20 protein-coding genes and 4 pseudogenes are annotated in these 26,650 nt (G+C 69.4%); 10 read left to right on the forward strand and 14 right to left on the reverse strand.

Annotated features, from left to right (window positions below):
* Positions 1-41 precede the first annotated feature (41 nt).
* Positions 42-690, reverse strand: a pseudogene (locus tag ACF08F_RS10855) (response regulator).
* Positions 687-1,478, reverse strand: coding sequence for a sensor histidine kinase (locus ACF08F_RS10860; protein ID WP_392298181.1), 792 nt, complete (start codon positions 1,476-1,478; stop codon positions 687-689). The pseudogene ACF08F_RS10855 and the gene ACF08F_RS10860 overlap by 4 nt, the downstream one beginning before the upstream one ends.
* A 659-nt stretch (positions 1,479-2,137) precedes the next feature.
* On the opposite strand from ACF08F_RS10860, the gene ACF08F_RS10865 reads away from it, so the two are divergent.
* Complete coding sequence (locus ACF08F_RS10865) at positions 2,138-3,298, forward strand: serine hydrolase domain-containing protein (protein WP_392298182.1); 1,161 nt, start codon at positions 2,138-2,140, stop codon at positions 3,296-3,298.
* Between the two features lie 208 nt (positions 3,299-3,506).
* On the opposite strand, the gene ACF08F_RS10870 is transcribed toward ACF08F_RS10865, so the two are convergent.
* Positions 3,507-4,259 carry a methyltransferase domain-containing protein gene (locus tag ACF08F_RS10870; RefSeq protein ID WP_392298183.1) on the reverse strand — a complete coding sequence of 251 codons (753 nt, stop codon included), beginning with the start codon at positions 4,257-4,259 and terminating at the stop codon, positions 3,507-3,509.
* A gap of 250 nt (positions 4,260-4,509) precedes the next feature.
* Entirely contained in the window at positions 4,510-4,773 is a 264-nt protein-coding gene (locus ACF08F_RS10875; RefSeq protein ID WP_392298184.1) for a hypothetical protein, read from the reverse strand.
* 661 nt (positions 4,774-5,434) lie between these two features.
* Here ACF08F_RS10875 and ACF08F_RS10880 point away from each other — a divergent pair.
* A pseudogene (locus ACF08F_RS10880) lies at positions 5,435-5,745 on the forward strand (transposase family protein); the annotation flags it as partial.
* Positions 5,746-5,849: 104 nt separating this feature from the next.
* Here the strand turns inward: ACF08F_RS10880 and ACF08F_RS10885 are convergent.
* The gene (locus tag ACF08F_RS10885) at positions 5,850-6,254 is read right to left on the reverse strand and encodes a RidA family protein (protein WP_392298185.1); all 405 of its coding nucleotides are present in this window, start codon (positions 6,252-6,254) and stop codon (positions 5,850-5,852) included.
* A gap of 433 nt (positions 6,255-6,687) precedes the next feature.
* Here ACF08F_RS10885 and ACF08F_RS10890 point away from each other — a divergent pair, with 433 nt between their 5' ends.
* On the forward strand, positions 6,688-7,014 hold the full coding sequence (locus ACF08F_RS10890) for a hypothetical protein (protein ID WP_392298186.1): 327 nt from the start codon (positions 6,688-6,690) through the stop codon (positions 7,012-7,014).
* Positions 7,015-7,134: 120 nt separating this feature from the next.
* A pseudogene (locus ACF08F_RS10895) lies at positions 7,135-7,266 on the forward strand (cold-shock protein); the annotation flags it as partial.
* A 281-nt stretch (positions 7,267-7,547) separates the two neighbouring features.
* On the opposite strand, the gene ACF08F_RS10900 reads toward ACF08F_RS10895, so the two are convergent.
* The 3 genes from ACF08F_RS10900 to ACF08F_RS10910 all read right to left on the reverse strand — a co-directional run bounded on the left by ACF08F_RS10900 (position 7,548) and on the right by ACF08F_RS10910 (position 10,327).
* Positions 7,548-7,802, reverse strand: coding sequence for a hypothetical protein (locus ACF08F_RS10900; RefSeq protein WP_392298187.1), 255 nt, complete (start codon positions 7,800-7,802; stop codon positions 7,548-7,550).
* 1,040 nt (positions 7,803-8,842) lie between these two features.
* Positions 8,843-9,262 (reverse strand): SRPBCC family protein, encoded by a 420-nt coding sequence (locus ACF08F_RS10905; protein ID WP_392298188.1) that lies wholly within the window; start codon positions 9,260-9,262, stop codon positions 8,843-8,845.
* 54 nt (positions 9,263-9,316) lie between these two features.
* Entirely contained in the window at positions 9,317-10,327 is a 1,011-nt protein-coding gene (locus ACF08F_RS10910; RefSeq protein ID WP_392298189.1) for an aldo/keto reductase, read from the reverse strand.
* Positions 10,328-10,826: 499 nt separating this feature from the next.
* Here ACF08F_RS10910 and ACF08F_RS10915 point away from each other — a divergent pair, with 499 nt between their 5' ends.
* A complete protein-coding gene (locus ACF08F_RS10915; protein WP_392298263.1) occupies positions 10,827-11,066 on the forward strand; it encodes an SMI1/KNR4 family protein in 240 nt (79 codons plus the stop codon).
* A gap of 1,063 nt (positions 11,067-12,129) precedes the next feature.
* Here the strand turns inward: ACF08F_RS10915 and ACF08F_RS10920 are convergent.
* The 5 genes and pseudogenes from ACF08F_RS10920 to ACF08F_RS10940 all read right to left on the reverse strand — a co-directional run bounded on the left by ACF08F_RS10920 (position 12,130) and on the right by ACF08F_RS10940 (position 18,868).
* Positions 12,130-13,722, reverse strand: a complete 1,593-nt coding sequence (locus ACF08F_RS10920; protein WP_392298190.1) for a PstS family phosphate ABC transporter substrate-binding protein — start codon at positions 13,720-13,722, stop codon at positions 12,130-12,132.
* Positions 13,723-14,149: 427 nt separating this feature from the next.
* Positions 14,150-14,563, reverse strand: a pseudogene (locus tag ACF08F_RS10925) (transposase); the annotation flags it as partial.
* A gap of 1,530 nt (positions 14,564-16,093) precedes the next feature.
* Positions 16,094-16,816 (reverse strand): hypothetical protein, encoded by a 723-nt coding sequence (locus ACF08F_RS10930; protein ID WP_392298191.1) that lies wholly within the window; start codon positions 16,814-16,816, stop codon positions 16,094-16,096.
* Between the two features lie 518 nt (positions 16,817-17,334).
* Positions 17,335-17,694: a hypothetical protein gene (locus tag ACF08F_RS10935; RefSeq protein ID WP_392298192.1), complete on the reverse strand. Its 360-nt coding sequence runs from the start codon at positions 17,692-17,694 to the stop codon at positions 17,335-17,337.
* A gap of 61 nt (positions 17,695-17,755) precedes the next feature.
* Complete coding sequence (locus tag ACF08F_RS10940; RefSeq protein ID WP_392298193.1) at positions 17,756-18,868, reverse strand: hypothetical protein; 1,113 nt, start codon at positions 18,866-18,868, stop codon at positions 17,756-17,758.
* Between the two features lie 139 nt (positions 18,869-19,007).
* Between ACF08F_RS10940 and ACF08F_RS10945 the strand changes: the two genes are divergently transcribed.
* From ACF08F_RS10945 to ACF08F_RS10955, 3 genes are all read left to right on the forward strand, one after another.
* Complete coding sequence (locus tag ACF08F_RS10945) at positions 19,008-19,481, forward strand: nuclear transport factor 2 family protein (RefSeq protein ID WP_392298194.1); 474 nt, start codon at positions 19,008-19,010, stop codon at positions 19,479-19,481.
* Between the two features lie 986 nt (positions 19,482-20,467).
* Entirely contained in the window at positions 20,468-21,217 is a 750-nt protein-coding gene (locus ACF08F_RS10950) for a hypothetical protein (RefSeq protein ID WP_392298195.1), read from the forward strand.
* A 232-nt stretch (positions 21,218-21,449) separates the two neighbouring features.
* Positions 21,450-22,046 (forward strand): class F sortase, encoded by a 597-nt coding sequence (locus ACF08F_RS10955; RefSeq protein WP_392298264.1) that lies wholly within the window; start codon positions 21,450-21,452, stop codon positions 22,044-22,046.
* A 724-nt stretch (positions 22,047-22,770) separates the two neighbouring features.
* Here ACF08F_RS10955 and ACF08F_RS10960 read toward each other — a convergent pair.
* Positions 22,771-24,315, reverse strand: coding sequence for an MFS transporter (locus ACF08F_RS10960; RefSeq protein WP_392298196.1), 1,545 nt, complete (start codon positions 24,313-24,315; stop codon positions 22,771-22,773).
* 186 nt (positions 24,316-24,501) lie between these two features.
* On the opposite strand from ACF08F_RS10960, the gene ACF08F_RS10965 reads away from it, so the two are divergent.
* Positions 24,502-25,566: a nitrous oxide reductase family maturation protein NosD gene (locus ACF08F_RS10965; protein WP_392298197.1), complete on the forward strand. Its 1,065-nt coding sequence runs from the start codon at positions 24,502-24,504 to the stop codon at positions 25,564-25,566.
* A gap of 53 nt (positions 25,567-25,619) precedes the next feature.
* Positions 25,620-26,648 carry a methyltransferase gene (locus ACF08F_RS10970; RefSeq protein ID WP_392298198.1) on the forward strand — a complete coding sequence of 343 codons (1,029 nt, stop codon included), beginning with the start codon at positions 25,620-25,622 and terminating at the stop codon, positions 26,646-26,648.
* Positions 26,649-26,650 lie beyond the last annotated feature (2 nt).

Genomic DNA, 26,650 nt, shown 5'->3' on the forward strand with positions numbered 1-26,650 from the left:
CGTGCCAGGCCACCGGCGGGATCGGCGGACGTTTCCGGCGCTCAGCCGGTGAACCCCGGGACCACCAGGCCTGATTCGTACGCGATCACCACCGCGTGGGTCCGGTTCTGTGCACCGAGCTTGGTCAGCACGTTCCCGACGTGCGTCTTCACCGTCTCCAGGCTCACCGTGAGCGACTCCGCGATCTCCGGGTTGGACAGCCTCCTCCCGCCCCGTCAGCGCCGCCCTCGGCAGGGCCTCGGCGGAGTGCAGCGGCCGGGGTGCGACCATCCGGCGCAGGGTCGTCGGGAACAGGATCGCTTCCCCAGCCGCCACCACCCGCACCGCCTCCGCGATCTGCCGGACCGGAAGCCGCTTCAGCACGAACCCGCTGGCGCCCGCGCTGAGCGCTGCGGTGACGTGGTCGTCGTTCTCGAAGGTGGTGATCACCACGACCTTCGGCGGTTCGGCCGACCCGGCGAGGAGGTGCCGGGTGGCCTCGATCCCGTTGCGGCGCGGCATCCGTACGTCCATCAGGACCACGTCCGGACGCAGCCGCCGTGCCTCTTCGACCGCCTCGACGCCGTCGGCGGCCTCGCCGACCACCGAGAGCCCCGGCTGCGCCGAGAGCAAGGTGCGAAGACCGCTGCGGGTCACCTCGTCATCGTCCGCGATCAGGAGGGTGACAGGTGTGCTGCCGGCGCCGGTCATGGCGACAACCGTACGGGGAGCCGGACGGCCAACCGCCAGTGCCGCGGCCCGTCCGGGCCCGCGTCGATCTCGCCGTGCAGCAGCCGCACGCGCTCGGCGAGGCCGGGCAGGCCGTGCCCGGACCTGGGGAAGGCGCCCGGCCCCGTGCTCGCACGCGGCCCGTCCCCGGTCCGGTTGACCACACCGAGCTCCAGCCTGTCCGGCATGGCCGCCACGCGGACCTGGATAGGACCGCCCGCTCCGTGCCGCATCGCGTTCGTCAGCCCCTCCTGCAGGATCCGGTAGGCCGCGCGGGAGACGGTCCCCCGCACCTGCGCCGGGTCCCCCGAGAGCTCCAGCTCCACCACCGCGCCCGCGTGCCGCAACCGGTCGAGCAGCTCGGGCAGATCGGCCAGGGTGCGGGTCGGCGCCGTCTCGGCCGCTCGTTCGCGCAGGACGCCGAGCACGTAGTCCAGGTCCTCCAGCGCGGCCCGGGACGACTCCTCGATGCTGCGCAGGGCTGCCCGCGCCGCCACCGGGTCGGCGGAGAGCACCTCGCCCGCCACCGCCGCCTGGATCGTGGTCGTCGTGAGCGTGTGCCCGATCGAGTCGTGCAGTTCGTGGGCCAGTCGGTTGCGTTCGGCCAGCCGGAGTTCGCGCTCGGCCGCCAGCGCGAGCCGCTCGGCCGAGGACGGCCCGAGCAGCCGGGGCGCCGACCAGCGCAGTGCCTTCGTCACCACCACGCACACGCTCGCCGCGAGCAGCAGGCAGCCGAGAGCGACCGCCCAGCTCCGCCAGCCGTCCTCCACCCGTACCGTCCGGCCGAACAGGCTCAGCCCCAGCTCGGCGTCGAGCCAACCCCCCCGGAAGGGTCAGCGCCGCGAAGAGCAGCACGCCGCTCGCCAGTGCTCCCGTCCATCCGAGCGCCACGTGCAGCAGCAGCCAGAGAGGCGTCCGCCAGCGGTCGACGCGGGACGCCACAGCGGCGGCTGGCCTGTCGTCGGGCCGGCTCGTGGGCGTACGGACGGAGACAGGCTCGGGCAACGACACCTTCAGCAGCCGGCGGGCGGACACGACCAGCACCCGCCGCGTGGGGCGTGCGAGACCGACCAGGCCGATCAGCGCCGCCCAGCCGAGCAGGACCACCACGATCTGTACACCCTCGGGAGCGGAGCGCCACGCCAGCGCCGGCAGCAGCGCGAAGGACAGCAGGGGAAGGCTCGCCAGGACGGCGCCGTAGGCGAACAGCGCACCTGAGTACGTGGAGCGGCGCAGCAGCGGCCGAAGTCCCTTGATCATGATCGGCCAGTATGTACGGGCGGCACCCGCGCGTCCTCCCCCGATCGGGGGAGGGCGTTCTCCCGCTTTCCCGCGATGTGCGCCGGAGCCCGGGAATCCATGATCGTGCCCTGCCCGGTCGACGGGCGGCTCAGCCGACAGCACCCCATGATTTCCCTGGAGTTGACTTATGCATAAGCAGACCTGGCACGGGGCCCTCACCTCCTCGACGAGGCGCCGCGGAGTGCTGGCGGCTGTGGCCGCCGTGGCCGTCTCCGTCATGACCACGGGCGCCGTGGCTCCGCCCACGGCATCCGCCGCCGCCCGCCCGGACACCGTCCAGCAGGGCCTGAACGGACTGGTGCGCGACGGCCGGCCCGCCGCGCTGGCGACCGTCCAGGGTCCTGACGGCCGCACCCGTACGTACACTGCGGGCGTCGGCGACCTGGCCACCGGTGCGAAGGTGCCGAGGGACGGCCAGGTGCGGATGGGCAGCAACACCAAGACGTTCGTCGCGGTCGTCGTGCTGCAACTGGTCGGCGAGGGGAAGATCGCCCTCGACGCCTCCGTCGACACCTACCTCCCGGGCCTCGTACGCGGGAAGGGGAACGACGGCCGCCGCATCACCGTCCGTCAGCTCCTGCAGCACACCAGCGGGCTTCCCGAGTACGGGGCGCACATCAGCGACGACGAGATCGCGTACCGGTACTTCGAGCCTCGCGACCTCGTCGACATCGCCCTCAAGAACAAGGCCGAGTTCCGGCCCGGGGCGAAGTGGAGCTACAGCAACACGAACTACGTCCTGGCCGGCCTCATCGTCCAGAAGGTCACCGGCCGGCCCCTCGCCGAGGAGATCGACCGGCGTATCGTCCAGCACCTCGGGCTGCGCCACACCTACTTCCCCGCCCCCGGCGACAGGACCATCAGGGAACCCCACCCGAAGGGCTACCGCGTGATGCCGGCGGGCGAGCCGCTGCGCGAGTACACCGAGATCGACCCGTCGGCAGGCTGGGCGGCGGGCCAGATGATCTCCACCAACTCCGACCTCAACCGCTTCTTCACCGCGCTCCTCGACGGCGGCCTCCTCCGGGCCGCCCAGCTCGCCCAGATGCGCACCACCGTTCCGGTCGGCGACACCGGTGCCCACTACGGCCTGGGTCTCATGAGCAGGAAGCTGTCGTGCGGCGGCGTCTACTGGGGCCACGGCGGCGACATCGTGGGATACGAGACCCGCGGCGGAGCGACCGACGACGGCCACGCCGCGAACGTCGCGGTGACGAGCATCCCGGCCGACATCTCGGGCACGAGGCGCGTCGAGACCGTCGTGGACACGGCCCTCTGCCGCCGCTGAAACCGCCTCGCGCCGGCGGCCGGCACGCGGGAAGGGCCCCTGACCAGGCATCAGCCTGATCACGGACCCCTTCCCACGTAGGCCAGCAGACGAGTCGGGCTCGACGCCGGGTTCTGTGCCCCGGGACCTTGACTTGTTCACCTTTCAGGCAACGACCCACAGGTGGACCTGCGCCGCGCAGGAACAGTGCGTCTGGGGCCTCCGGTCGTCAGGCCCCCTTCCCGAAGACCAGGACCTCGGTGGAAGCGAAACCCATCGGGGCCGGGAAGTCGGCCTCCAGCCTGCAGCCGAGGCTCGCGAAGAGATCCACGCACGCCTGGCGGGGCATGGCGGCAGGGTAGGAGTCGTGCCCCACCCCGCCCTTCTCCGCCCACGCGCGCATCGCCGCCGGTTCCAGGCAGCGCTCCGTCATGACGTCGAAGACGATTCGGCCCCCGGGGCGGACGACGCGTGCCATCTCGAAGAAGTAGCGGGAGGCACTGAGGAACGTCACGGTGTTGAACACCTTGTGGGCCTGGACGAGGTCGACGCTTCCGTCGGGCGTAGGGGCGAGGCTGCTGCCCGAGGTGGGCTGGGCGACCACCTTGAACGTGTCCACCAGGTAGTCGGCCCAGGGCGCCGCCGTCTCGTAGATCTCATAGCGGCCCGGCGAGCACTCCTTCAGCGTCCGCTCCAGGTACCGACCAGATCCGGGGCCGATCTCCAGCACCGTCTCCGGGGAAGCGGCGAAGACGCCGAGGGCGCGTAGTTCGTCGATGGTGGACTGGGTGGCGCCGGGCGTGCCGTTCATGACCTCGTCGAGGTAGTCGCCGACCGACAGTCCGGCCGATCGCGCGGCCCGCATGGTGGCCTCGAACGGGAGGAAGTCGTCCACCCCGCCCCGGTTGTTGACGCTGCGCACGATGTCGTATCCGGTGCGCGCCAGGAGCCTCCTGAGGCTCGACTTCAATGCACCCCTCATGCGGATGTACCTCCCAGGTCGTTTCCGTGTCCGGTGCGCGCAAACGCGGCTCCGGGTGCAAGGCGGGACGTGGGACCAGCGGCAGGGTTGGTGCACACGTCGGGTGGTGACAATTCCGGGCGCGGCTGCGAGGGTTTCGGTGAGGCGGTCGTGGCCGTCAGGGCAGGCACAGCGGCTACTCCGGGGTCGCTGAGGGCATGCGAAGTCACAGGCGTGCGTGAGGGCATGGCGGCAGGGTGCCGCCTGGGAGTTACGGGGCGCAGGGCTGCGCGCGATGGAGCAGTGCCAGGAGCGACCGGGGTCGGGGCAGCCCGCCGGCCGGGCGGGCCGACCCTCGTGACTGGGGCAGGTCGGCGTCTCTGCGGCGCGTGAGGAGGCGTACCGCGTACGGCAGGCGTGTCCACCAGCGGCGGGCGGCTCCGACCGCCGCCCACGCCGGCCGGGCGGGCAGGGCGAGCGTGCTGCGGAGGAGCAGGCTCAGCGTGAGCCCTGCCAGGAGGTGCAACGCCGCCATGGCCAGAGGCTGGTGGTGCCAGGACGCCGGAAGACGGTGATGCCCGTCCAGCCGAGCCGCGGGGACGTGCGTTCCCGTCAGGGCCGACCAGGCGGGGAGGAGGGCATGCGCGGCGGCAAGGGCGAGGACTCCGGTGCGAGAGGCTCCGGAGCGTACGGTCGGGTAGGCGCAGCCGACGAGAAGAGCTGCCGCCATTCCCAACGCGGGCCAGGAAACAGTGGAGTCCGTCGAGGAGTGGTGCAGTCCCGCTGCGAGGGCCGTTCCGGGCAGGGCGAGGACGAGCGACCAGACGACGCAGACACGCGGGAGGATGTTCGGTACGGGCCGAGCAGTGATGGTCGAACGCGCGGAAGATCGGCATGGCTGGACCAGCATGACCGACAACTGCCCTGCTCTGTGCGGGAATGCGACTTTCCGGACTGGCATCTGCCGGACGGCGAGAAGACGCCTCTTCTCGACTCAGGCGGGCTCGCGGCCCGGCAAGTCGGCACGTCCGTCGTACTCGTACACGCCGTCGAAAACCGGCGTGGTGACCGCCATGGCCTGTTCGTCGCTGCCAGTCATGGCCAGGCCTCTTACTGAACCTCTCTCATCCTGTGCTGGTGGGTGAAATGGGCTGGTCAGCGGGTCCGGTGACGAGGCAGGGCCCCTCGTCGTTGGCGTGGTGATCCCACTCATCACACCGGCGACCGAAGGGCCCTGTTGGTTCCGTGTCCTGCCATGCTCGACGTCCCGCAAGAGCTCGTCGAGCATGTTGCCTGGCTGCTGTACGAGCACCGCCGGACCCGCAACACCCGCTGGCGCAAGCTCGGCTGATTCGACCAGGCACCGCTCACCCTGGTCCACCTGCGTAAGAACGAGACGTTCGCCCAGCTCGGTGCCGGGTTCGCCGTATCACAGGCCGCAGCCTGGCGCTACGTGGACGAAGCTCTGGACGTCCTCGTGGCCTGGGCGTCAGGTCTGCACGAGGCCTGACCGCGGCCCGCGCCCATGGCATCGTCCAGGCTATCCGCACGCTGCTGACCTGCAACTATTCAGGAGGAGAGAAGCCGAAGGAATCAGGCTGGCCTCCTCGCCTATGGCTTCACATCGAGACGCACGAGCGCGCCGATCTCCACGAGTTGGTCCGGCAGTGCCAGGTCGGAAACGCCCATGACCGTGCTGGCGGGCCGGTGCTCCCCGAAGTACTCGGCGTGGAGGCGTGCTGTCGTGTCGAAGTTCTCCCGCAGGTTCCTCACCAGAACCGTGGTTTCCACTATCTGGCTACGCTCGGCCCCGAACTGCCTCAGCACCAGGTCCAGATTCTCCAGCGTGGTGCGGACCTGCAGTTCGAAGTCGCCGGCACCCACGAAGTCGCCGTGACGGTCATGAGACAGCTGCCCGGACACATAAACCGTGTCACCGACCTGAGTGGCCTGACTGTACCCGTACAACGACTCCCACGGCATGCCGAACCCGAATGCCTTCACCTGAGAACTCATGACTCACTCCCTTGATACAGCGCGCGGAACCGTCAGTTGTGGACAGGCCCCTTACGCGTAGAAGTTACGGGTCCGTGAAAACGATGCTTGTCCGGTAGCGCCTTCCAAGTGTTCTCCGCGCGCACAGAATTGGCTGCAGTGGGCTCCTTAGGGCGCCGGTGCGATGAGTGGAACCTGTACGCCGACGAGGTGCCCTGCCTCTTCACCACACCCGTCGGCCAGCCCGTTTCACCCTCCAGTAGAGGATGAAAGAGGCTCACTGATCGTTTCAGAATGAGGGCACGAGGCGACGAAGGTGTATGGGGCGCCGGTGGTCGAGGCGAGGACCTATCGGGTCTGCCCCGTACAGTGCTGTCTCGCGGCCTGACCCAAGACGGCCATGGCAGTCGTACTGGCTTGCCCGGCCGGCCCGCGCACCGGGCATAGTGTGCTCATGGATCGATTCGTGGGTCAGGGACGCCTCGAATGGTGGGCCAATCACTCGATTTGCCTTGAGATGTACGACGTCGACATCACCGTCGCTGTCGACGCGGTCGGCCAGTGGCGGGCAACCGGTCGGCATGCCAACGCCCTTGACGCGACGCAACGCGAAGGCTGGGACTTTCTCATGGAGATGGATCCCCATTTCTCCATTGCGCTTCCCGGCGAGGACCGCGGAGGGATCATGGTGCGAGTCGTCGAGGCAGGGGATGGAACCCTCACGCTCACAGAGGCACCGGACTGGGACGGCTCCGTGAACGTCACCTTCGACCTCACCTGAGGGCAGCTCGCAAGGGCAAAAGACCGACTTCGTCACCCTGCCGACGACTCCGGCGTGTCACCCCTGATCTTTCAGAACGAAGTTCGGAAGCGGCGAAGGCATATGAGGCTGCAGGCCGCCGACCTCTTCGTCCACTTCCGGGCGGTCGAAGTGAACGGCTTCAAGTCCCTGCGAGAGGGCCAGAAGGTCACCTTCGAGGCTGTCCAGGGGCAGAAGGGGTTGCAGGCCGACAAGGTCCAGGTCATCGGGTAGGAGCCCCGGGCCCGGCCCGAGCCCTCTGGCTCCGCATCGTGCGGCGTCGGCGGCTGCGCGGAGCGATCGGGACATCCACCCCGTGAAGGAGGGTGCGCCCCCGCATCCACCGGGTGATCTCGTCCGGCGCCGCGTCATGGAGCCGGAGCACGCCGCTGATCTGCGCGAGGAGCGCCGTGGGCGGGAGGGGCTGGGCGACGGGGGGGTGACGTTCGTAAGAAGGTCGAGGACGGTCTGGTACTCCTCAGACTCGACGTCCGGACGGCATCGCACGAGCATGATCACGCTCTCGGCCATGCTGCTCGCACCCTTTTCCCGCGGTCGGTGTGGACCAGCTCGCGCAGCGCGACCCGGTCCGCCGGGCCGACGGACGGCGTGTCCCAGTACGGGTGCCACCACAGCCGTACGGACAGCTGCAAGAGCCGCCGTCGCAGGGCCGTCGTGCTGCCGGTGCCCGCCCTCGCCAGCGCGGCGTAGGTCTCCGCCCATGCCGTCTGGGTGCGGATGAGGTCATGAGGGAAGGGGGTGCGCTCCACCCCTTCAGTAAAACATGTGTTCGATTTCTCCGGCCAGTCGAAGACTCGCCCCGGCGCTGGGCGTGAGGTGACTGAGCGCTGTCAGTTGATGGCTGAGTGCCCTACTTGGGGGGCTGAGCAGCGTAGATGGCGGACGACTTGTGGCAGGCGGCGCCGCTGCGGAGCGCACGGAGGGAGCTGGGCCCCCGGTCGCGGCCAGCCTCCACGGCCACAGGCCCGGCCTGTCGATGTCGAGCCAGGTGACTGCTCGCTGTACCCGTCGTGTTCGTCGCCGATCACGCACTCGAATCTGGGACTGATCCGTGAAGGGGCTCTCCAGGACGTTGCGTGGACGCGACGCACACGCGTCACCGTCACCGCCGCGGGGAGGCCGGCCAGGAGGAAGGCCAGTCCCACCGGGAGCACCCCGGCCCACACCGTTGGCGAGATGTACGCGGTACCGGATGTACCGTCCACCAGCCACGCGCGGACCGGTTGCGAATCGATGTCGCCCGCGACGAGGACGTCGAACGACGAGCCGCCGTCGTCGGGGGTGAAGGTGCCTGAGCAGGACGTCGACGTTCCCGCGTTGGCCACGGTGTTGTCGTACGTCCGGCAGTCGGCTTCGGTCACGGTGCCGGGCTCGCCCCACAGCGCCGCCCGCAGCTCTGCGGTGAAGTTCGTCAGTACGGCGTAGGCCAGAAACAGCCCGACCAGACAGGCCGGCGCCAGCCACGGGGCGGGCCCGACCTGCTTCGGCCTGTTCCGTGGCCCGCCCGCAACGTTCCCACCCTCGCTCATCCCCACCCTCGGATCTCCGGCGGACGTCCATGGTGACCGATCCGAGGTGCCCTCGGAAGGCCTCCATGACGTGCTGGTGGGCTCGCACGATCGTCGAGTCGACCGACAGCGGCCAGTTCTTTTGTGCCCGGACCGCCCGCGGCATCCGCGAGAACATCACTGTCGACTGTCGACGTTTCGGCAACGCGGCGGGGTGCCGCGCCAGAGGCTGCGGCCTCGGCCGTGATCCGCCGGACGAGTCCCGGGGTGGGGCCGGGTTCTCAGGCGGCGAGGGTTTGGTGGAGGGCCTCGAGGCCGTCGGCGTAGATGCCGGTGAAGAGCTCGACGACTTCCTGCTCGGTGGCGCCCTCGGGGTTGAAGCGGCCGGACCACTGGACCTCAGCGACGTCGTCGCGGCCGGGGACCGTGTGGACGCGGAGAGTGGAGACGTATCCGCTGACGGGGAACGGCGCTTCGAGGATGGCGTAGCTGTAGTGGCGCTCCGCCTCGTCGAAGCCGACCAGGCGCTCGATGATGACGTCGCCGTCGGGGTTGGTGAGGCGGCGGACGCGGCCGCCTTCGAGGGCGGTGCTCTCGGGGATGTACGGGAGCCAGTCCGGGAGGGCGTCGAAGCCGCCCATGAGGTTCCAGACCTCCTGGGGGGAGGCGGGGACGACGCGGGAGACGGACGTGGAAGCCATGGTGGTGCTCCTGTTGCTGTGTGTGTGGGGGGAGAAGGTGGTGGGGTGTGGGGGTCAGGCGTTGTCCGGGAGCGGGGCGGCCGGGCTGACCAGGCCGGCGGCGCGCAGGTCGGTCCAGAACGCGGCGGGGATCGTCTCGTTCAGCGCCGCGGTGTCCTCGGCGATGCGGCTGGGGCGGGTGGCGCCCGGGATGACGGCGGCGGACGCCGGGTGGGCGAGGGAGAACTGCAGGGCGGCGGCCTTGATGCTCACGCCGTGTTCGGCGGCCAGCGCCTTCAGCTTGCCGACGCGCTCGATGATCTCGGCGGGGGCCTGCTGGTACTCGAAGTGGGTGCCGCCGGCGAGGATTCCCGAGCTGTACGGGCCGCCGACGACCATGTCGACGCCCTGCTCCTGCGCCATGGGCAGCAGGCGCTGGAGGGCGTGCCCGTGGTCGAGGAGGGTGTAGCGGCCGGCGAGGAGGAAGCCGTCGGGCTGCGGCTCGTCGAGAGCGAGGGTCAACTCGATCGGCTCGGTCTTGTTGACGCCCAGGCCCCAGGCCCTGATCACGCCCTCGTCGCGCAGCCGGGACAGGACGCGGAAGGCACCGGTGCGGGCCTCCTCGAACTTGCCGATCCACGCGTCGCCGTGGAAGTCCTGGGCAATGTCATGGACCCAGACGATGTCCAGGCGGTCGGTGCCCAGGCGCCTGAGACTGTCCTCGATGGAGCGTTCGGTGGCCTCGGCGGTCCACTCGTGGACGACCTTGTTGGGGTTGCCGTGCTCGAACAGGCCGCCCTTCTCGCCGAAGTCGGGGACGTCCGTCTCGTGCTCGTCGAGAACGACACGCCCGACCTTGCTGGACAGGACGTAGGAGTCGCGCGGCTTGGTCGCCAGGACCTCGCCGAGCCGCTCCTCGGCAAGACCGGCGCCGTAGAAGGGGGCGGTGTCGTAGAAGCGGATGCCGTGGTCCCAGGCGGCCTCGACGGTGGCGCGGGCCTCGTCGTCGGGGATCGCACGGAACATGTTGCCGAGCGGGGCGGTGCCGAAGCCGAGGTGGCCGGGAAGGACGTTCTTGAGAGACATGAGGAGTGCCTTTGCGAGATCTGGGGGAGGGGCCGGAGCGGCCTCGCGTGAACGCCGCATCTTGATGCATGCGCGTCTTACATGTGAAGACAATACTTGCAGACGCTAGCTATTGCAATCGCTTGATACGTTCGCGCGCCTGATGTTGCTCGCGCTTGCCGGCGCCCACTCGTACTCGCCGGCGCCCACCCGTCCGTCAGGCCGTGCGGCGCAAGGTGGCATCTGCGTACTCCTGGAACGGCACCGCGGCGTCACCTCCCGACCGGCACCCCCTCGCTCTGCGGGTTGCGCGGGCCGGGCACGGTCAGGTCCGGGCGGCTGCGCACCTGGCCCAGCCCGGCTCCCGAGAGCTTCGACCTCGTCCTTGTCCTCGCCCGCCATGCCGGCCGCGGCAAACGCCCGACCGACGTGGCGCTGATTCCGTTTGACGTAGGTCTCCCCGTACCCGAGCAGACGGGACGGGCACGGCAGCCGGTTGTCGTTGCTGGACACGTATTACTTGGTTGAGGAGTGGGGTCTGCCTTCGCCCCTGGTCCTGCTGTCCGGGGATGGCCACTGCTGGATTGCTCTCGACTACCGGGCCTGCGGGAAGGACGAGGAGCCGTCCGTGACCTGGTTCGACGTGGACCACGGCACGGAACTCCCGCTGGCTGCGGACTTTCAGGCGTTCGTCGAGCGGCTGACTTCGGGCGCGTCGCTCGATCTCGATCAAGCGGACGGCAGCCCGTCGGCGTCGTGATCTGGCTCCGGCGACGCGCCGACCAGGGCGAGAACGCGGATTGGATCATGCCCGCGATCATCGAGGTCCACACCTAGGGCGTGTTGCGAAAGTAGCGCCGGCCGCCCGAAGGGCGGGCCCGACGGCGTCTGGTGCGTGCGATCGCAAGGCGGAGGGTCGCCCCGATACTGGATGTATCGGGGTGATCCCGACAACGCGGCGAGCGTGCGTGCCAGGCGCCGTCGGGCAGGCGGGACTTTCGCAACACGCCCTAGCAGGGCAAGAGGCTCCGGGTGGAGCCGATCGCGCAGCTCTACGCCTCGTCCACCACGTCGGCGAACACCCCGCCTGGAGAGCCAATTGTCACGTGGACCCCAGGCGTGAACTCCCCCCGACCGGATGAACACACTCGTGCACGCTCTGGCCGAGCTCGCCGGCCTGGCCGCCACCACCGGCACCGGCTCGTACGCCGACCAGCGGCTCCCCGGCCGCCGCCGAACACCAGTCTGCATATGCCAAAGGCTGATTCGTGCACGCCTCTGGCGTAAGTGCGCAGCCCGGTGGCAGGGTGACGGCACGCGGCTCACCCGTCCTCACCCCGGCGGGCCACGCCGTCGGCCCCGACCGCACGGACGGGGCCGCGCCCGCCTCCCGGCTCCCCACGGGAGGCCGCAGGCGTGTCAACAGTTCTACAGAGAGGCCAGGGGCGGAACCACGCATAGGCCGTGTCCTGTCGCTGCCCATGAGCAGCAGGGTCCGTTCATCTCCACCTGACTGCGGCTTCGGGTTCGGTTGTGGCTTGCCAGCACCTCCGGCCGCCTTGATGCCGTCCCAGATGGCTGAACCCATCACCCCGATCTCCATCTGTACGTCGGTCGTGCCCCACTGGACAACTTGTCGTCCGGCGATGGGAAGCCGGGGTCGTGGTAGCGGCGCCTGACTGCTGGTCATCAGGCAATCTCAAAGCTGTGGGGACGGTCGAAAAGCATGACCGCTGACGACCGGCGTGCTCACGCAGGGAAGCACGGCTCGACTCCGGCCGGAGCCGGCCTCCGCGGGCGGCCCGTGGAGCGGCCCCGGCGCGTCAGGCGTCCCCGCAGATCCTCAGCCCCTTCGGGGTGGCGCAGGGCAGGTGGCCGTGGGTGCGGATGACGTCCTGGCCGCCGCCCCGGCTGAGGTAGGTGAGGAAGCTGGCGGTCAGCGAGCCGGCGGGGGGTACGCCCCAGGTGTAGGCGTACTCGATCTCCCGGTACGGATAGCTGGACTCGCCCAGCTCCTCCACGACGGCCAGCCGCCCGTCGACGGCCACCTTGTGCATGCCCTTGCGTCCCTCGCTCGCGCGGAGTTCGGAGTAGCCGATGGCCCCGGGGAGCTTGGCGACGGTGGTCAGGACCTGTTCGGTGGAGTCGAGTTCGCAGCGGATGACCTTCGCCCGGTGATCGTCGAGGGTCTGGCAGTTCTGCGAGGAGTTCGCGGGTTCGTTGCGGTCGAGGACCCGGCGCTGGAACACCTGCCGGGTACCGGAGTTGGCGTCCCGGCTGACCAGCAGCACCGGCCGGTCGAGGCCGGGGACCAGTTGCTTCCAGTTGGTGATCTCGCCCTGGTAGATACGGCGGACCTCGTCCAAGCTGAGGTCGTCGAGGGGGATCCCGTCGTTGAGGACGAGTGTGAAAAGGGAGGCGGCGACCATGTTCTCCCGCAGCTCCGGGTAGCCGCCAGGCTTACGCCCGTCGGAGAGGGCGACGACGGCCGGCGTGCCCTTGGAGGTCTTCGCCCCGATCTCGGCCAGCTTCCGTATCCCGGCGGTTGAACCGTGCACGTCCACGATGACGTCAGAGCCCTCGCAGTCCTTCTCGTACGCCTTCTCAATGTCCCGCAGGGCTGGGGCGAAGGCCGTCGATCCGGTGACGGTGAGCGTGCCGGTGGCACAGCCGATGGGGGGCGGGGTCTGCTCCCGGACGATGATCGCGGCCAGCGCCACCACACAGGTGGCGAGGACGATGGTGACGCTCCGGACGGTGGAGCTGAACCGGGGCTGCTTGTCGTCGAAAGTGGTGGAGCGGTTCCTCTGCGGGTCACCGTTCGTGAGTCCGCCGATGATCTTGATGTTCCCGTCGGTCACGGGCCGGGAGAGCTGGACGAGCAGCTTGAAGTACTGGCCGCGGGCGAGCGGAACCTTGGGTACGACGACCATGTTCCGCTCGAACCTCAGCTTTGGATCGTCCGCCTGGCCGCCGCCTTCCAGGGCGGTCCGGATGTGGCCTTGGCCGGGCGGGATCGTGGCGACGACGCCCTGGACATCCACGTTCTCGCCGTCTGGCGGGTCCGTGTACGTACCGAAGGTGACGCGCAGCCCGTTCGGGTCGATGGCGTGCCCGTAGGCCTCGGTCTCGATGTCGAGGTCCCCGTGGTTCTCGATCCGCAGCAGGACGAGGGTGGAGCCGTCGGCGGGGCTGCTCACGCCGCTCACGCCGCTCATGTCGCCCGCCCGTACGGTCTGGATCTCGCCGTCCTGGTCGGTGCCCTCCCGGTGGAGCGGAGTGTTCAGCTGCACGCGGTAGGCCAGGCGCTTGCGCTGCGGCGAGAACCGGTCGATCCAGACGACGGCGAGCGTGACCAGGACACCGATGAGGGCCGTACCCACGGCGATGACGTTCTCGGCGGTTATCCATTCCATGGCCGGGACGGTACGGACGCTTGTACGAAGGCGGGGGCGGTGTAGCGGGCCGCCACCCGGACTTCGCCATTCGTTCAGGTGGACAGGCCCACCGGGCCGAACCGGAGGTCGGCGGCAGGAAGCCGTTCGCGGACTCCCGAACTTGGCGGTGATGCTGCGCGGCCTCCGCTCCCCGGACGCTGCCGGCCCGGCTCGCATCACGGCCTCCGGCGGGATGCCGGTGGGCCGCCGTGCCGGACGCAAGGCTGTCTGGCCCTGTGCCGCGGCCTGCCCGGGCCACGCCTGAGCACTCGGATCTTCTCCAGGACCGGCTTGCACGCCGTTCAGTCCGCTCGCTGACCTGGCGTAACGATCGACAACGGGCGGCAGGGCGTCCGCGCTCAGGTGAAGCTTGCTGGTGAACCCGCCATGCGAGCGACCCAGGCCCTCACCTCCAGCACCACGTCCACCAGGCGGGCGGCAAGACCTGCCACGGTTCCTCGTTCTGGTGTTCTGCCTGCTCGGCTCCCTTTGAAACGGCTGCCGGCGGCGGGTCGGTCCGGGCGCCGGCTGCGTGCTGATGCGCACGGACGATGGTGGAGTCGACCGAGATGTCTTCGTCGATCTCACCAGCCGCGTCCGCCACGGCTTGGATCTGCTGGAGCAGACGCTCCCACGTTCCGCCGCGGACCACAGCCGATGGCGCTTCGTAGACCGTCGTCCAGGGCCCGGACCGTTCGGGCAGGTCACGCCACTGCACCCCGGTCCGCACCCGGTGCAGAATCCCGTCGATCACCTGCCGGTGGCTCCGCCACCTGCCGCAACGCCCATTGCTGACCGGCAGGAACGGGCGCAACCGTTCCCACTCGACATCGCAGCGCCCCCACCAGCCGGTGAGGAGTTGGCCCCGGCCCCGGGGCCGAGCTGTGTGCCTCGTTCCCGGGCCCGGCTCTGCGAGAGACCGACGCTCACCTCGCGCAGTACCGGAACGATCTCACGCCCGGTACCCGCATCGCGACGGCGAACGTCGGCACAAGTGAGCGTTCTCGGCAGTCCGTCCATCGAGTCGCGCTGGTCGGATGGGCGTCACCGCGGCAACGGAGGGACCGACAACATCGTGCTGGCACCTCCGGGGCGGTATCACCCTTTGCCGGGGGCACGCGAGACCTCATCCACGGACAACATGCGCGTCCGACGAGCACTCAGTTCGGCCCAGACACCCCAGCCCAGACACCTCCACCGGCCCACGGCCGCGCCAGGCACTCCCGCCGCGGCCGGACCACCGGCCGCCTGCGCCGCCGGATCCTCGCCTACAGGGCGATCGAGTTCCTCTCCACGCACATTCCGGACCGTGCCGGACCGGGCGAGGAACGCCTGCTCCTCGTCCACGTCCGCCCGGTCGTCGGCCAGGTCCACTACCGGATCTGCACCGACTGCGCCCAAGGCGTCATCACCGTCATCACCATCAACGAACGCTTCCACAGCACCGGGCCAGGAACCCGGGCACTTTCGCATGTGCGCTCCCGCCACCCCGGCCTCGCCTGGCGCACCACGCTGCGCCTGCGCACCACTCGTGACCTCCTGCGCCGCATGCGCATTCCCACGATCACAGCTGACACGCCCTGCCCTCTCCGGCTGCCAGTGGAGGCACGTCTGGACGCCCTGCTGGTGCCGTCCGAACACGTCGGCGGATTCGCCGCCGACATCCGCGTCGCGGGGGACGGACGAACCGGTACTGCTCGCCCACCTCGATGGTCAGGGCGACGGCGAGCCCGCCCGGCGGGTCGCCGAGGCCGGGCACAAGCTCGGCTGGGAGGTACTCGGCCACGACTGTGGCCTGCTCCACACCTGGCTCTGCAACGACCTGTACGAGGAGGGCAGACTCGACCTCGGAGTGGATACCGATGAACGCGGTCTGCTGCCCGACCGGCAGGCCGCCCTACGAGTCGCCGCCTGGTCGAACACCCGTGGAGACACCGAGCCAGTCACCTGGTTCCCTGGCGCTCTGATCGAGTGGGACATCCCGGTCCAGAGCGGCCTCGGCCCCGTCACCACCGAGACTCCGGCGCCCCCTGCACGGCAGTCCTGGTAGCGCCGGATCCTCCAGCGCGCCTGAGCGTGGTCCGCGGCCGTTCGGTGGACCACCCCTCCCTCCAGCTCGCCGACCCGGTGGCAGGCGCCGTCCGGGCAGTCGCGCGATGGCACGACGGCACCGCATGGTGGCGCCACTCGTGTATCCCGGCGGTCTGCACCTCCCGTGCGAAACACCGCTGAGGCCGTGCGCCGCTATAGAGCCACCTTCGGTTCGAACGCCGGATCGGACCTCGTCTGCTGCTCGCCCTGCCACAGTCGTCCGCGGTACTGCCCGCGGTGCACAGGCGGTAGGACAGGGCTACGCGCGAGTGTCTGGCCGACTCAGGACCGGGTTCCAGGCGAACCACTCAAGGACGTCGGCGCCCAGTTCCCAGGGCGACTCCAACAGAAGCCGACCCGCCGCATCGATGTCGGCGGTGACGCGTGCGGGCGCCGGACCGATGCGTTCCATCAACTCTCCCCACTTGCCATGGAACTCCTCATCTTCGCCGCGCAGCCGGCGCATGGCCGCTTCCACGCAGGAGGGCCACTGCGGCATGCCGTAGTGATCGATGTGAGTGCCGATCTGAGGGGCCCCGGCGAAGACGAGGAAGTCGTCCGGCCCCAGCATCTGGTCGACGTGGGCGAACTGGTCGATCCGCTTCTTCACGTGCTTCTGGATCTCTCCGAGGAATCCCCAGCCGAAGTCCGTGAGCCTACCTGCGCACCCCGGCCACTCGGTGTCGCGGTCCAGGATCAGCCGCTCCAGGCCGTACAGGCGGTACTTCCGTGTCGATCCCAGAACATCGAACGCCTGCCGGGTGAGCCAGGTATTGCGGGCGAACATCACCCCGTCGGGCATCCCCTTGCGCCGGTTGGTCGGCCGAGCGGCGTGCGCGTCCTCGATGGGACCGTTGCGCCACACAGACAGAACCAGTCCATGAGCCGCAGCCCATCGCAGACCATCAGCGGTAGCGAACACCCCCATCTCCTCCAGGCTTTGCCGCCCCCATGCCACCGCTTCCTCAAGATCTGTCTCCACCGATACTCCTCCCCGCGCTCCCCGACCTTGCCGCCCCGCTTCCTCCACGCGGGCGCAGGGTTCCGGCGCCTCGCGTGAGGTTCGGCAGATCCTACGTTCCCCCACTGACAACCCGGCCGGCATCACGACGAGGCGCCACATCAACCCGTCTTGCACGACTCATTTGCTCAGAACAGGGAGTCCCAGAAGGCGGCTTCGGGATCAGGTTCTTCTGGGTGGAGCATGCAGCGTCTGCAGCGCAGGAGGCCCGATTCTTGGCATGGGGAATCCGAACGAGGCGTGGAATCCGCTACACCATCCCGGGCAAGGCCGACCAGGCTTGCAAGCGCCGAAAGCTCGGCTCTCGCGGCGGCCGGCCGCCGCGTTTCGACCGGGTCGACCACCGCGAGTGTCATGCGGTCGGGTGAGAATCAACCGCCTCAAGAGGAACCGTGCGGTCGCCTCGCGCTTCGACGAGCTCGCCGTCCGTTACGAGGCGACAGTCCTGGTCGAGGCGATCAACGAGTGGCTGTAATCCTTCACCGACAAGGCATGGGGGTCCACGGCAATGCCTCCCGCCATTCCTGGCGATCGTGAGCCCAGTCCATCATCACCTTGGCGGTCGACGCTTCCGGACCGAACGCTTCATGGAGCCTTGGAACGTGGGCCTCGTAGTGCTTGTCGGCGCTGCCTTCGCGGTACTCGACCTGGTAGCTGAGGTCGTCGTTCAGGTACACCTGAATGTAGTGCTGATCCACAGGCTTCAGATCGAGCCTTTCCAGGATCACAAACGGGTGCGACAGGTTCATCTCGGACAGTAGGTCACCCAGGGCCTCCTCTGTCGGATTGTCCACGGTACGACCGCTCGCTTCGACTGCACGCAGCACTGGCTTCAGCATGCACGTGACTGTACCGACCCACAGGGTTCAGGTGCCCAGCAGTGCACTTCCGGAACGCGCCTCAGAAGAGGCCGGTGTGTATGTGATGGGTGAGGTTTTCCAGGATCTCGCGCAGCCATGGGCTGCGGACGGCCGGCAATCGGACCAGCGTGTGCTGGAAGGTTCCCGGGTCGGCCCGGAACGGGTGGTGGGGGCGGGGCGGGGGTGGGTCGTCGCGGAGAACGCCATCGGGCATGGTTCCTGACACGGGTAGGCGGAGGTGCGGCTGGGGGAAGGCCATCGACATCCACACCCCGAACGGCAGCGGCACCGGGTATGCCGAAGTTGCCGGGCCGGACGGGCTCCAGAGTTCCCCCGTCTGTGGGTGGGTGGGCACGATGACGATGTCGGCGTCCGTATCGGGGGCGGGCAGCCCGGGTCCGTCCAGGACGGCGCGCCGCGTCGGCTGTTCCGCGGGCAGCAGGGTGTCGAGGGCGCGCTGGAACACTTCCGCGGCCAGGCCCCGCGGGACGGCCACCTGCCGCCCCTCCGAGGCGGCCAGCAGGTGGGCCAGCGCCCGGCCGGCTGCCGCCTCCCATTGCGGGTTCCACGACCACCAGTGGTCCGTCCCGCACAGCGCACCCCATCTGGTGATCGGCACGCCCGGAGGCGTGGCCGCCCCCTGCTCCCGTAGTTCCGCCCAGGTGAGGACTACGGCGTCGGTGTCGGCGTTGCCGTCGGGCAGGCGGTGCACGGCGTCCGGCATGAGCCAGACCGCCTGCCACAGTGAGCAGTCGTCGACGCGGTTCGCCACCGGTAGGCCGCACGCCTCGCACGCCATGTTGAGGCCGTCACTCCAGTCGAGGCCGCAGCAGTAGCCGCCCGCATGCTCCGGAACGAGCACGGTGCCGCGAACATCCCCGGGTGCGATGACGACGGAGCCGGGAGGTCCGCCGGACACGGCGTAGACGGGAGCATAGATGCCGCGGGCCGCCGCCTCGTCCGGATCGATCTCCTCCCACCTCCGCCACGGGAGCCCCCAGGGCTGCAGTTCCACGGCAAACGTGCCCGACTCCATGAGAACCGGGAGCTGAATCCCGTTCCCGTACTTCTGATGGGCGTGAGCCGGCAGCTCTACCTGAGTCAGCGGGTTGGTCAGCCGGGCGCCACACCCGGCACACACGAAGACGAACAAATATCCTCCGCTAGAGAAACGGGGGCATCATCGCAGCTCCGCGGTAGACCAGCCAGCGTGTTTTTCGTCCGCACGACCGGAATCGGCGCCCGGTGCGGGTGGGCTGCCCGAGCGCGGGGCGACCTGATATGAGTTGATCATGAATGCAGAAACTCTTGACCCGATGGAGCGCCTGCTCGCAGAGCGGGCTTGTGAGCGGCTGATCGTGGACTTCGTCCACCGGCTCGACCTCGGCGACCCGGGCTCGGTGGCGGAGCTCTTCACGCAGGACGGCACCTGGGAATGGCCCGCCGGCGACCGCCGCATCGCGGGTCACGACGCCCTGCGCACCTACTTCGGCAACCGGCCGGCAGACCGACTGTCACGCCGTATATGCACCAACATCCTGGTCACGGTGACCTCCGCGGACACGGCCACCGCCACCACCTACTTCACCACATACCGTGTCGACGGCTACAGCGAGGGTCTCGTGCCACCGCGGCCCCCGGTTCAGGTGGGGCACTACGAGGACACCTTCCGCAAGGTGGACGACACCTGGCTGCTCACCACGCGGACTCTCTTCCTCTCCTTCGCCGGGCCCACGGAACGCCTCGACGGGCCCGCCCAGCCATGAGAACGGCTTCAGCCGACCGGCCGTCAAGGATCCTGCACGACGGGGAGTGCTCCCTCACACACAGAACATGGTCATCCGTGGGTGGTGCGCTGATCACCTGAGGGGGCGCTCAATCAGGCGTCGGGGTTCTTGCCCACGGCAGCGGTGTTGATCCGCTGGACAGGCCACATCCTGGGCCGCCGGTCGCCACCCCTCCCGGACCAACAGCGACCTCGCCGACGCCTTCCAGCAGGTCAGAGGCTAGCTGCGGAGTGACTGCAGGAAGATCCTTGCGCTGCCGGCGGGTGATTTCCAGGGCGTGCGAGTGCAGATGATTGGATCACCATGACCGTCGTCGCTGTACACGCCCTGACCGAAAGGCACCCACAGGATGCCGCCCTCTGCAAGTGACCGAGACTGCCTGAAGAGGCTTCTGATGGAGCGGCGGGCCGCGCTCGACCCCGTGAGTGTGGGGTTGCCTGCCCGTCGGCCCGGACACGGCAGAAGGGCGGCCGGGGTGAGTCAGGAGCAGATGGAAGAGCTCCTCGCCGGGACCCAGGGCACGTGCAACCGGTTCGAGAACGGCCGCCTCGCCAGTACGAGCACCGAGTTCCTGACCGTGGTGGCAACCGTTCTCCAACTCAAGCAACCTGAACGGGTTTTCTCGTGGCGACTGACACGGAACGAACTCCCGCCCGCCCCGCTGCACCCGGACTCCGGAGTGTCCGTATCCGGTGCGTGGCAGCATGCCCTTCGCCGGATCACCGGCGCAGCCGCGTAAGCCTTCTGGAGTGCTGCGCTGAGGGCATGACACATCTGACACACGGTCCGGTTTCATCGGGACATGTGCGGCCGGCTCCGTACGCTCGGCTGATTCCGCTACCCCTGGTTCCCTGATGCACTAGCTCAGGTGGCGGGCCGTCATGCCAGAGCTGACGGTGGACCATGTCGCTGCGTATGAAAGCAGACAACGGTCAGCTGACGCAGCGGATGGAAGGAAGCCATTGATGCGCTCTGCCCGCATTCTCTTCGCCGCCACCGCCACCGCCGCCGCGCTGGCCCTCACCACGCCCGGGGCCTACGCGCTCACGGCCGGTGACTGGGACAAGGACGACTCCGCCCACAGCCAGAAGCGTGACCACGACAAGCCGCACGGCGGCATGCACACCGGCTCCGGCGCCCTGTCGCTGATCAGCGGCGACGACTGGTCCAAGGACAAGAGCGACAAGAAGGAGCACGAGAAGGGCGGCAAGCACGAGAAGGAGCACGGCAAGCCGCACGGCGGGATGCACACCGGTGGCGGTGCGCTCACCGCGGTGAGTGGTGACGAGTGGTCGAAGGAGCACGAGAAGGGCGGTAAGCACGAGAAGGAGCACGGCAAGCCGCACGGCGGGATGCACACCGGTGGCGGTGCGCTCACCGCGGTGAGTGGTGACGAGTGGTCGAAGGAGCACGAGAAGGGCGGTAAGCACGAGAAGGAGCACAGCAAGCCGTACGGCGGGATGCACACGGGTTCGGGCGCTCTGTCCGCGGTCAACGCTGACGACTGGGGCAAGCCCGAGCAGCAGAAGCAGGAGAGCGACAAGTACCAGAAGCAGGACAGCGACAAGCACCAGAAGCCCAAGGGCGGCATGCACACCGGTGGCGGCGGCCTCGCAGGGCCCGGGTTGAACCTGACCGGCGCGCTGGTGCTGGCGGGCGGGGCGGCTGCGTTCGTCCTCTACCGCCGCAAGAAGACCGCCGGCGCGTCCGCGTGATAGCCCACCCGGCTCGGGGGCTGCCGCCCTGAGGCAGCCCCCGAGCCGCGGCCGTAGTCTCTGCTCGCCACGCGACCCCGGACCCGCCATGCCCGTTGAGAAGACGTCTGTGATGGAACCCCCACCCGACCCCGCGAACGACCGAGAAGTATCCCGTCCGGCACGATGGGTCGCGCCCGCTGTGTTCTGGACGACGGCGCTCGCCGCGCTCCTGATCCTTGCCGGACCGGGAATGTTCACGCAGGACGAGACCGACACCCCCCGCCCCGCATCCTCCACGGCCGTGTCGAAACCGGCGGCCGGCCCCTCGGCATCTCCCCTCGCACCCCACCGGGCCTCGCCGAAGACCGACCCCAGCCCCGGCCTCGCGATGCCCAGGGCGATCCCCACCCGTCTGAGGATCGCCAAGATCGGTGTCGACGCCCCGTTCACCGGCCTGAAGATCGGACCTTCCGGAGCTCTGGACCCGCCCCCGGCCGACGACACCAATCTCGTCGGATGGCACGCCGCCGGTATCGCTCCCGGCCAGCGGGGAACCGCGCTCATCGCCGGACATCTGGACACGGCCACCGCACCGGCCGTCTTCGCCCGGCTCGGCGAACTCGAGGCCGGGGACTCTTTCGAGGTCGCGCGTGCCGACGGCACCACCGCCGTCTTCCGCATCGACTCCGTGGAAAGCTTCCGCAAGGACGACTTCCCGAACCAGCGCGTCTACGACGACACCCCCGACGCCCTTGTCCGGCTCATCACCTGCGCAGGCCCCTATGACCGCGCGGCCAAGGACTACACCGGGAACCTCGTCGTCTTCGCCCACCTGGAACCCAAGTGACACCCCCTGCGCATTCATCGACTCCGCATGCCCACGCCACCACTCCCGCGCTGACGCCTGCACGCGTAGAGGCCGATCGATCCGCAAGAGGGTGCCGGGATTCAGCCCGGTCGGGGCTCCACCGGATCACTCGCACATGAAGAGGGACACACGGGCTCCGTGCACCCACCGCTCCACTCGGAATCGAAGAAGGGCCCGCCACCGTGAGCCGGGGTGGCGGGCCTCTCCGCGCAGGTTCACCGGCTGCCTTTCCACAGCACGTCGAACCCTTCAGGAGCTGCCCGTCATGTACTGAGCGCGGCGCGCAGGTAGGGCCGGGGGAGGGCGCCGCCCTCGTACGGGGTCGGATGAACCCGCGCGAGGGTTCGGCGGCCGGAAGGGCGTCTGTGACCAGTTCGGTCCGCAGGTGGTCGGCGATCGGCGATCGCCCAACCGGCCGGCGTGAGGCAGGGTCGATCACCGTCGCGAGACGGAGGGCTTCGCGCCGCTGACCGGCATGAACGTGATGTCGTCGCCGACGTCGTTCGAATGCACACGGCCGCGGTGAAGCCACGTCCGATCAGGTCCGGCGCCTTCGCCATGGCCGGGTCCGCGAACGTACTGCTGCGCCGCGGTCGGCTCTGCCTGAAGCTCGTCACCACCGCCTCGTCGAGGACGTTGCCGGCAGCGACGCCTCACGCCATGGCCGCCGTCGGCGCTGCAGCGCTTGCTTCTCCGCCCGGCGCTACAAGGCGGCGTCCGCTCGCGTCTCCTGTCCGCCCGGGATCGCGGCCGCATCCGGCCGCCGGCCGGTGCCGGCCTTGGGTACGCGTACCGTCGCGACGGTGATCAGTGAGGCCGCCGCCCCCAGGGCCGCCGCCACGATCAGCACCGTGTTCAGGCCCGACGCGAACGCCTCGCGCACCAGGTGCGTCACCTCCGCTCGTTCGTCCTCCGGCCAGCCGGCGACGAACGACCGGGCGTGTCCGCCGCTCAGAACGGCGGCCGCCTCGCGCGGGTCGGGGATGGCGCCGTCGGTCGTCAGCACACGCTCGATCCGCGACTGGAAGATCACGCCGAACGCGGCGATCCCCAGGGCGAAGCCCAACTGGCGGAAGGTGTTGACAGCACCGCCCACCATGCCTCCGCGCTCCGGCGGAACCGTGGCCAGGGCAGCCGCCGGCAGACTGGGTGTCACGAGGCCGACGCCCAGGCCGGCGACGACGAGGCCCGCCACGAGGCTGCTTCCCGAGGATCCCGCGTCGAGGGTGGCCTGCATCGCGGAGCCCACGGCGATGAGCGCCAGCCCGCCGCCGATGGCCGCCCGTGGCGGCCAGGGGCCGAAGCGGCCCGCGAGTACGGACGCGAGGAACGCGGCGGCGCACATGGGCAGGATGTACAGACCTGCTTCGACGGGCTCGTACCCCAGGACGGACTGCATCCACAGCGACTCGTACAACAGGTACGCGAACGCGGCTCCTTGCAGGAACAGGGCGCTGATCATGATGCCGGTGAACGACGGACTGCGGAACAGCGACAGGTCGAGCACCGGGTGCTCGTGCCTCGTCTCGGCCACGACGAACAGGGCGAGGGCGACGGCCGCAGTGGTGAACATGCCGAGGGTGAGAGGTGTCGCCCAGCCGTCGGAATGGGCGCGGATCAGCCCGAACGTGAGGGTGCCGCTCGCCACCGTGAAGGCGACCGTGCCGAGGACGTCCGCACGCTGCCGGCCCTGGACCCTGGCCTCCCGCACGGAGCGCAGGGTCATCACGACCGCGGCCAGACAGACCGGCAGGTTGACGAAGAAGATCCATCGCCAGTCCAGGTACTGGGTGAGGAGTCCGCCGACCACCGGGCCGGCCGCCGCGGCGACCGAGTTCGTGGCACCCCACACGGCGAAGGCCACCCCCCGGTCCCGGCCGCTGTAGTGCATGCCGAGCAGGGCGATCGTCGTGCCGAACATCCCGGCGGCGCCGATCCCCTGCACCGTGCGGGCACCGATCAGCACACCCGCGCTCGGGGCGACCGCGCACGCCACCGATGCCGCGGTGAAGACGATCAGCCCGACCAGGTAGACCTTCCGGCGGCCGATGCGGTCGGCGCGGGAACCGACACCGAGCAGCAGCGACGCCAGCGCCAACGCGTACGTGTCGACCACCCACTCCAGCTCGGAGAGCGTGGTGCCGAGGTCCGTCGCCATGGCGGGCAGCGCCACCGTCACGATCGTGACGTCCAGCAGGAGCATGAACGTGCCCAGACAGATCGAGGCCAAGGGCCACCACTTGCGCATCCGAACCCCTTCGCCGCCCGCCGCACCGGAGACGTGCCCCCGGCGGCCCCCATGGTCCACGGAGGAGCGGCGATTCCCGTGAGGACCCGCCCGCCACGCCCGGGCGTGGACCCCAGGGAGGTATGCCTAGGTCCGCCTGGGGGATCACCGGTGGCAGGCCGGAACACGCGCTCTTAGCTTCGGCACATGACCAAACGACAGATCGCCCTGCTGGCCTGCACCGTGGCCCTCACGGCCTCGGGGTTGGGCGCGGCCGCACCCGGTGCCGTGAGCCGGACGGTGCACCTGGTGAAGCCCGGCGAATCGATCCAGAAGGCCGTGGACGCCGCGAAGCCGGGGGACACCATCGTCCTGACACCCGGCACCTACCGCGAGAGCGTCCGCATCACCACCTCGGGCCTGACCCTACGAGGCTCGGGCTTCGCTTCCACCGTCCTCGTGCCCGGTGACGCCACCGCTGCCGACGCGTGCGCCAAGGCCGGTCACGGCATCTGCGTGACCGGGACGGACAGCGACCCCGTCGAGGGCGTCACCGTGCGCTCGCTCGCGCTCAGGGGCTTCACCGCCAACGGCCTGTGGGCCACCCGCACCGACCGGCTGACGGTCCGCAAGGTGCTCGCCGAGAAGAACGGGAAGTGGGGGATCGCCCAGGAGAGGTCCACGCGTGGCGTCTTCAGCCACAACACGGCCCGGAACAACGCCGACGCCGGTCTGTTCCTGGCCAACACCATCGACACGGAGGCAGGCGCCACGGACGCCGAGGGGACGCGGGTCACCCACAACAGCCTGACCGGCAACCGGATCGGCCTCACCGTACGGCGCCTGCGGAACGTGACCGTCGACCACAACGAGGCGACCGCGAACTGCGCCGCGGTGTTCGTGGTGGGCGACGAGTCCCAACCGCGTGCCGGAGCCATGACCCTGCGCCGGAACGACATCCATGCCAACAACAAGTACTGCCCGAAGACGCCCCGTCTGCCCTTCCTGCAAGGCTCCGGCATCGTCCTCACCGGCGCCGAAGAGACGGTGGTGGAGAAGAACCGGGTCGTCGGCAATGTGGGAGCCTCGCCGCTCTCGGGCGGCATCGTGCTGTTCAAGAGCTTCGTGGGTGCTCCGAACGAGCAGAACGCGATCCGCGACAACGTGGTGATGCGCAACAGCCCCGCCGATCTGGCCGACCGGGACACCGGTCAGGGAAACACCTTCACCCGCAACACCTGCACCCTCTCGGAACCCGCCGGAATGTGCTGACCCACCGGGTTCCGCACATCTCCGACGGCACGCAGCAAGGACAAGGCGAACACATGACAACGGTTGATCCGGCTCCCGCCCCGCCGATGCGGTTGAGGGAGCTCGTCTTCGGGGCGGCGTGCGCCGCCGCCGTACGCGCGGCCGCCCGCCTGGGCGTGGCCGACGCCCTGGGCGACACGCCCATGACCGTGGAAGACCTCGCGGCCGCGGTGAAGACCCAGCCGCGGACACTGCGCAGACTGCTGCGCGCGCTGTCCTGCCAAGGGGTCTTCACCGAGCAGCCCGACGGCACCTTCGCCCACACGGAGATGTCCCGGCTGCTGCGCGAGGACGATCCGCACAGCCTGCGGTACATCGCACTGTGGTGCACCGAACCGTGGACGTGGGACGTCTGGCCGAAGCTCGACGAGGCGGTGCGCTCCGGACGGAACGTCTTCGAGGACGTGTACGAGCGGGAGTTCTTCACCTACCTCAACGAAGACGCACCCGAGTCCGCGCACGTCTTCAACCGGGCCATGACCACGTCGAGCAAGCAGTCGGCACAGGACGTCGCGGACCTCCTCGACCTCGGCGACGTGTCCTCCGTCGCGGACATCGGCGGCGGACAGGGGCACGTCCTGGCGAGTCTCCTGGAGAAGCACCCCTCCCTGAACGGCGCGCTGCTCGACCTGCCGGGAGTGGTGGAGAACGCCGACCCGCGCCTGCGGGACGGCGGCGCGCTCGGTCCGCGGGTCCGTGTGGTGGCCGGCGACTGCCGCGAGGACATCCCGATCCGGGCGGACGTGTACATCATCAAGAACATCCTGGAGTGGGACGACGACAGCACCCGTCGGGCGCTCGCCAACGTGCGCAGGGCGGCGCCCCCCGGCGCCCGGGTCGTCGTGATCGAGAACCTCGTCGACGACACGCCCTCGATGAGGTTCACGACCGCCATGGACCTGCTGCTGCTCCTCAACGTCGGCGGAGCGAAGCACACGCGGCAGAGCATGGTCGACCGGCTGACCGACGCGGGGCTCGTCATCGGCGAGATCCGCCCGGTCAACGCGTACCTCCACGCGTTCGAGTGCACCGTGCCCGCCTGACG

This window comes from Streptomyces sp. NPDC015130, from assembly GCF_043080005.1.
Classification (GTDB): domain Bacteria; phylum Actinomycetota; class Actinomycetes; order Streptomycetales; family Streptomycetaceae; genus Streptomyces.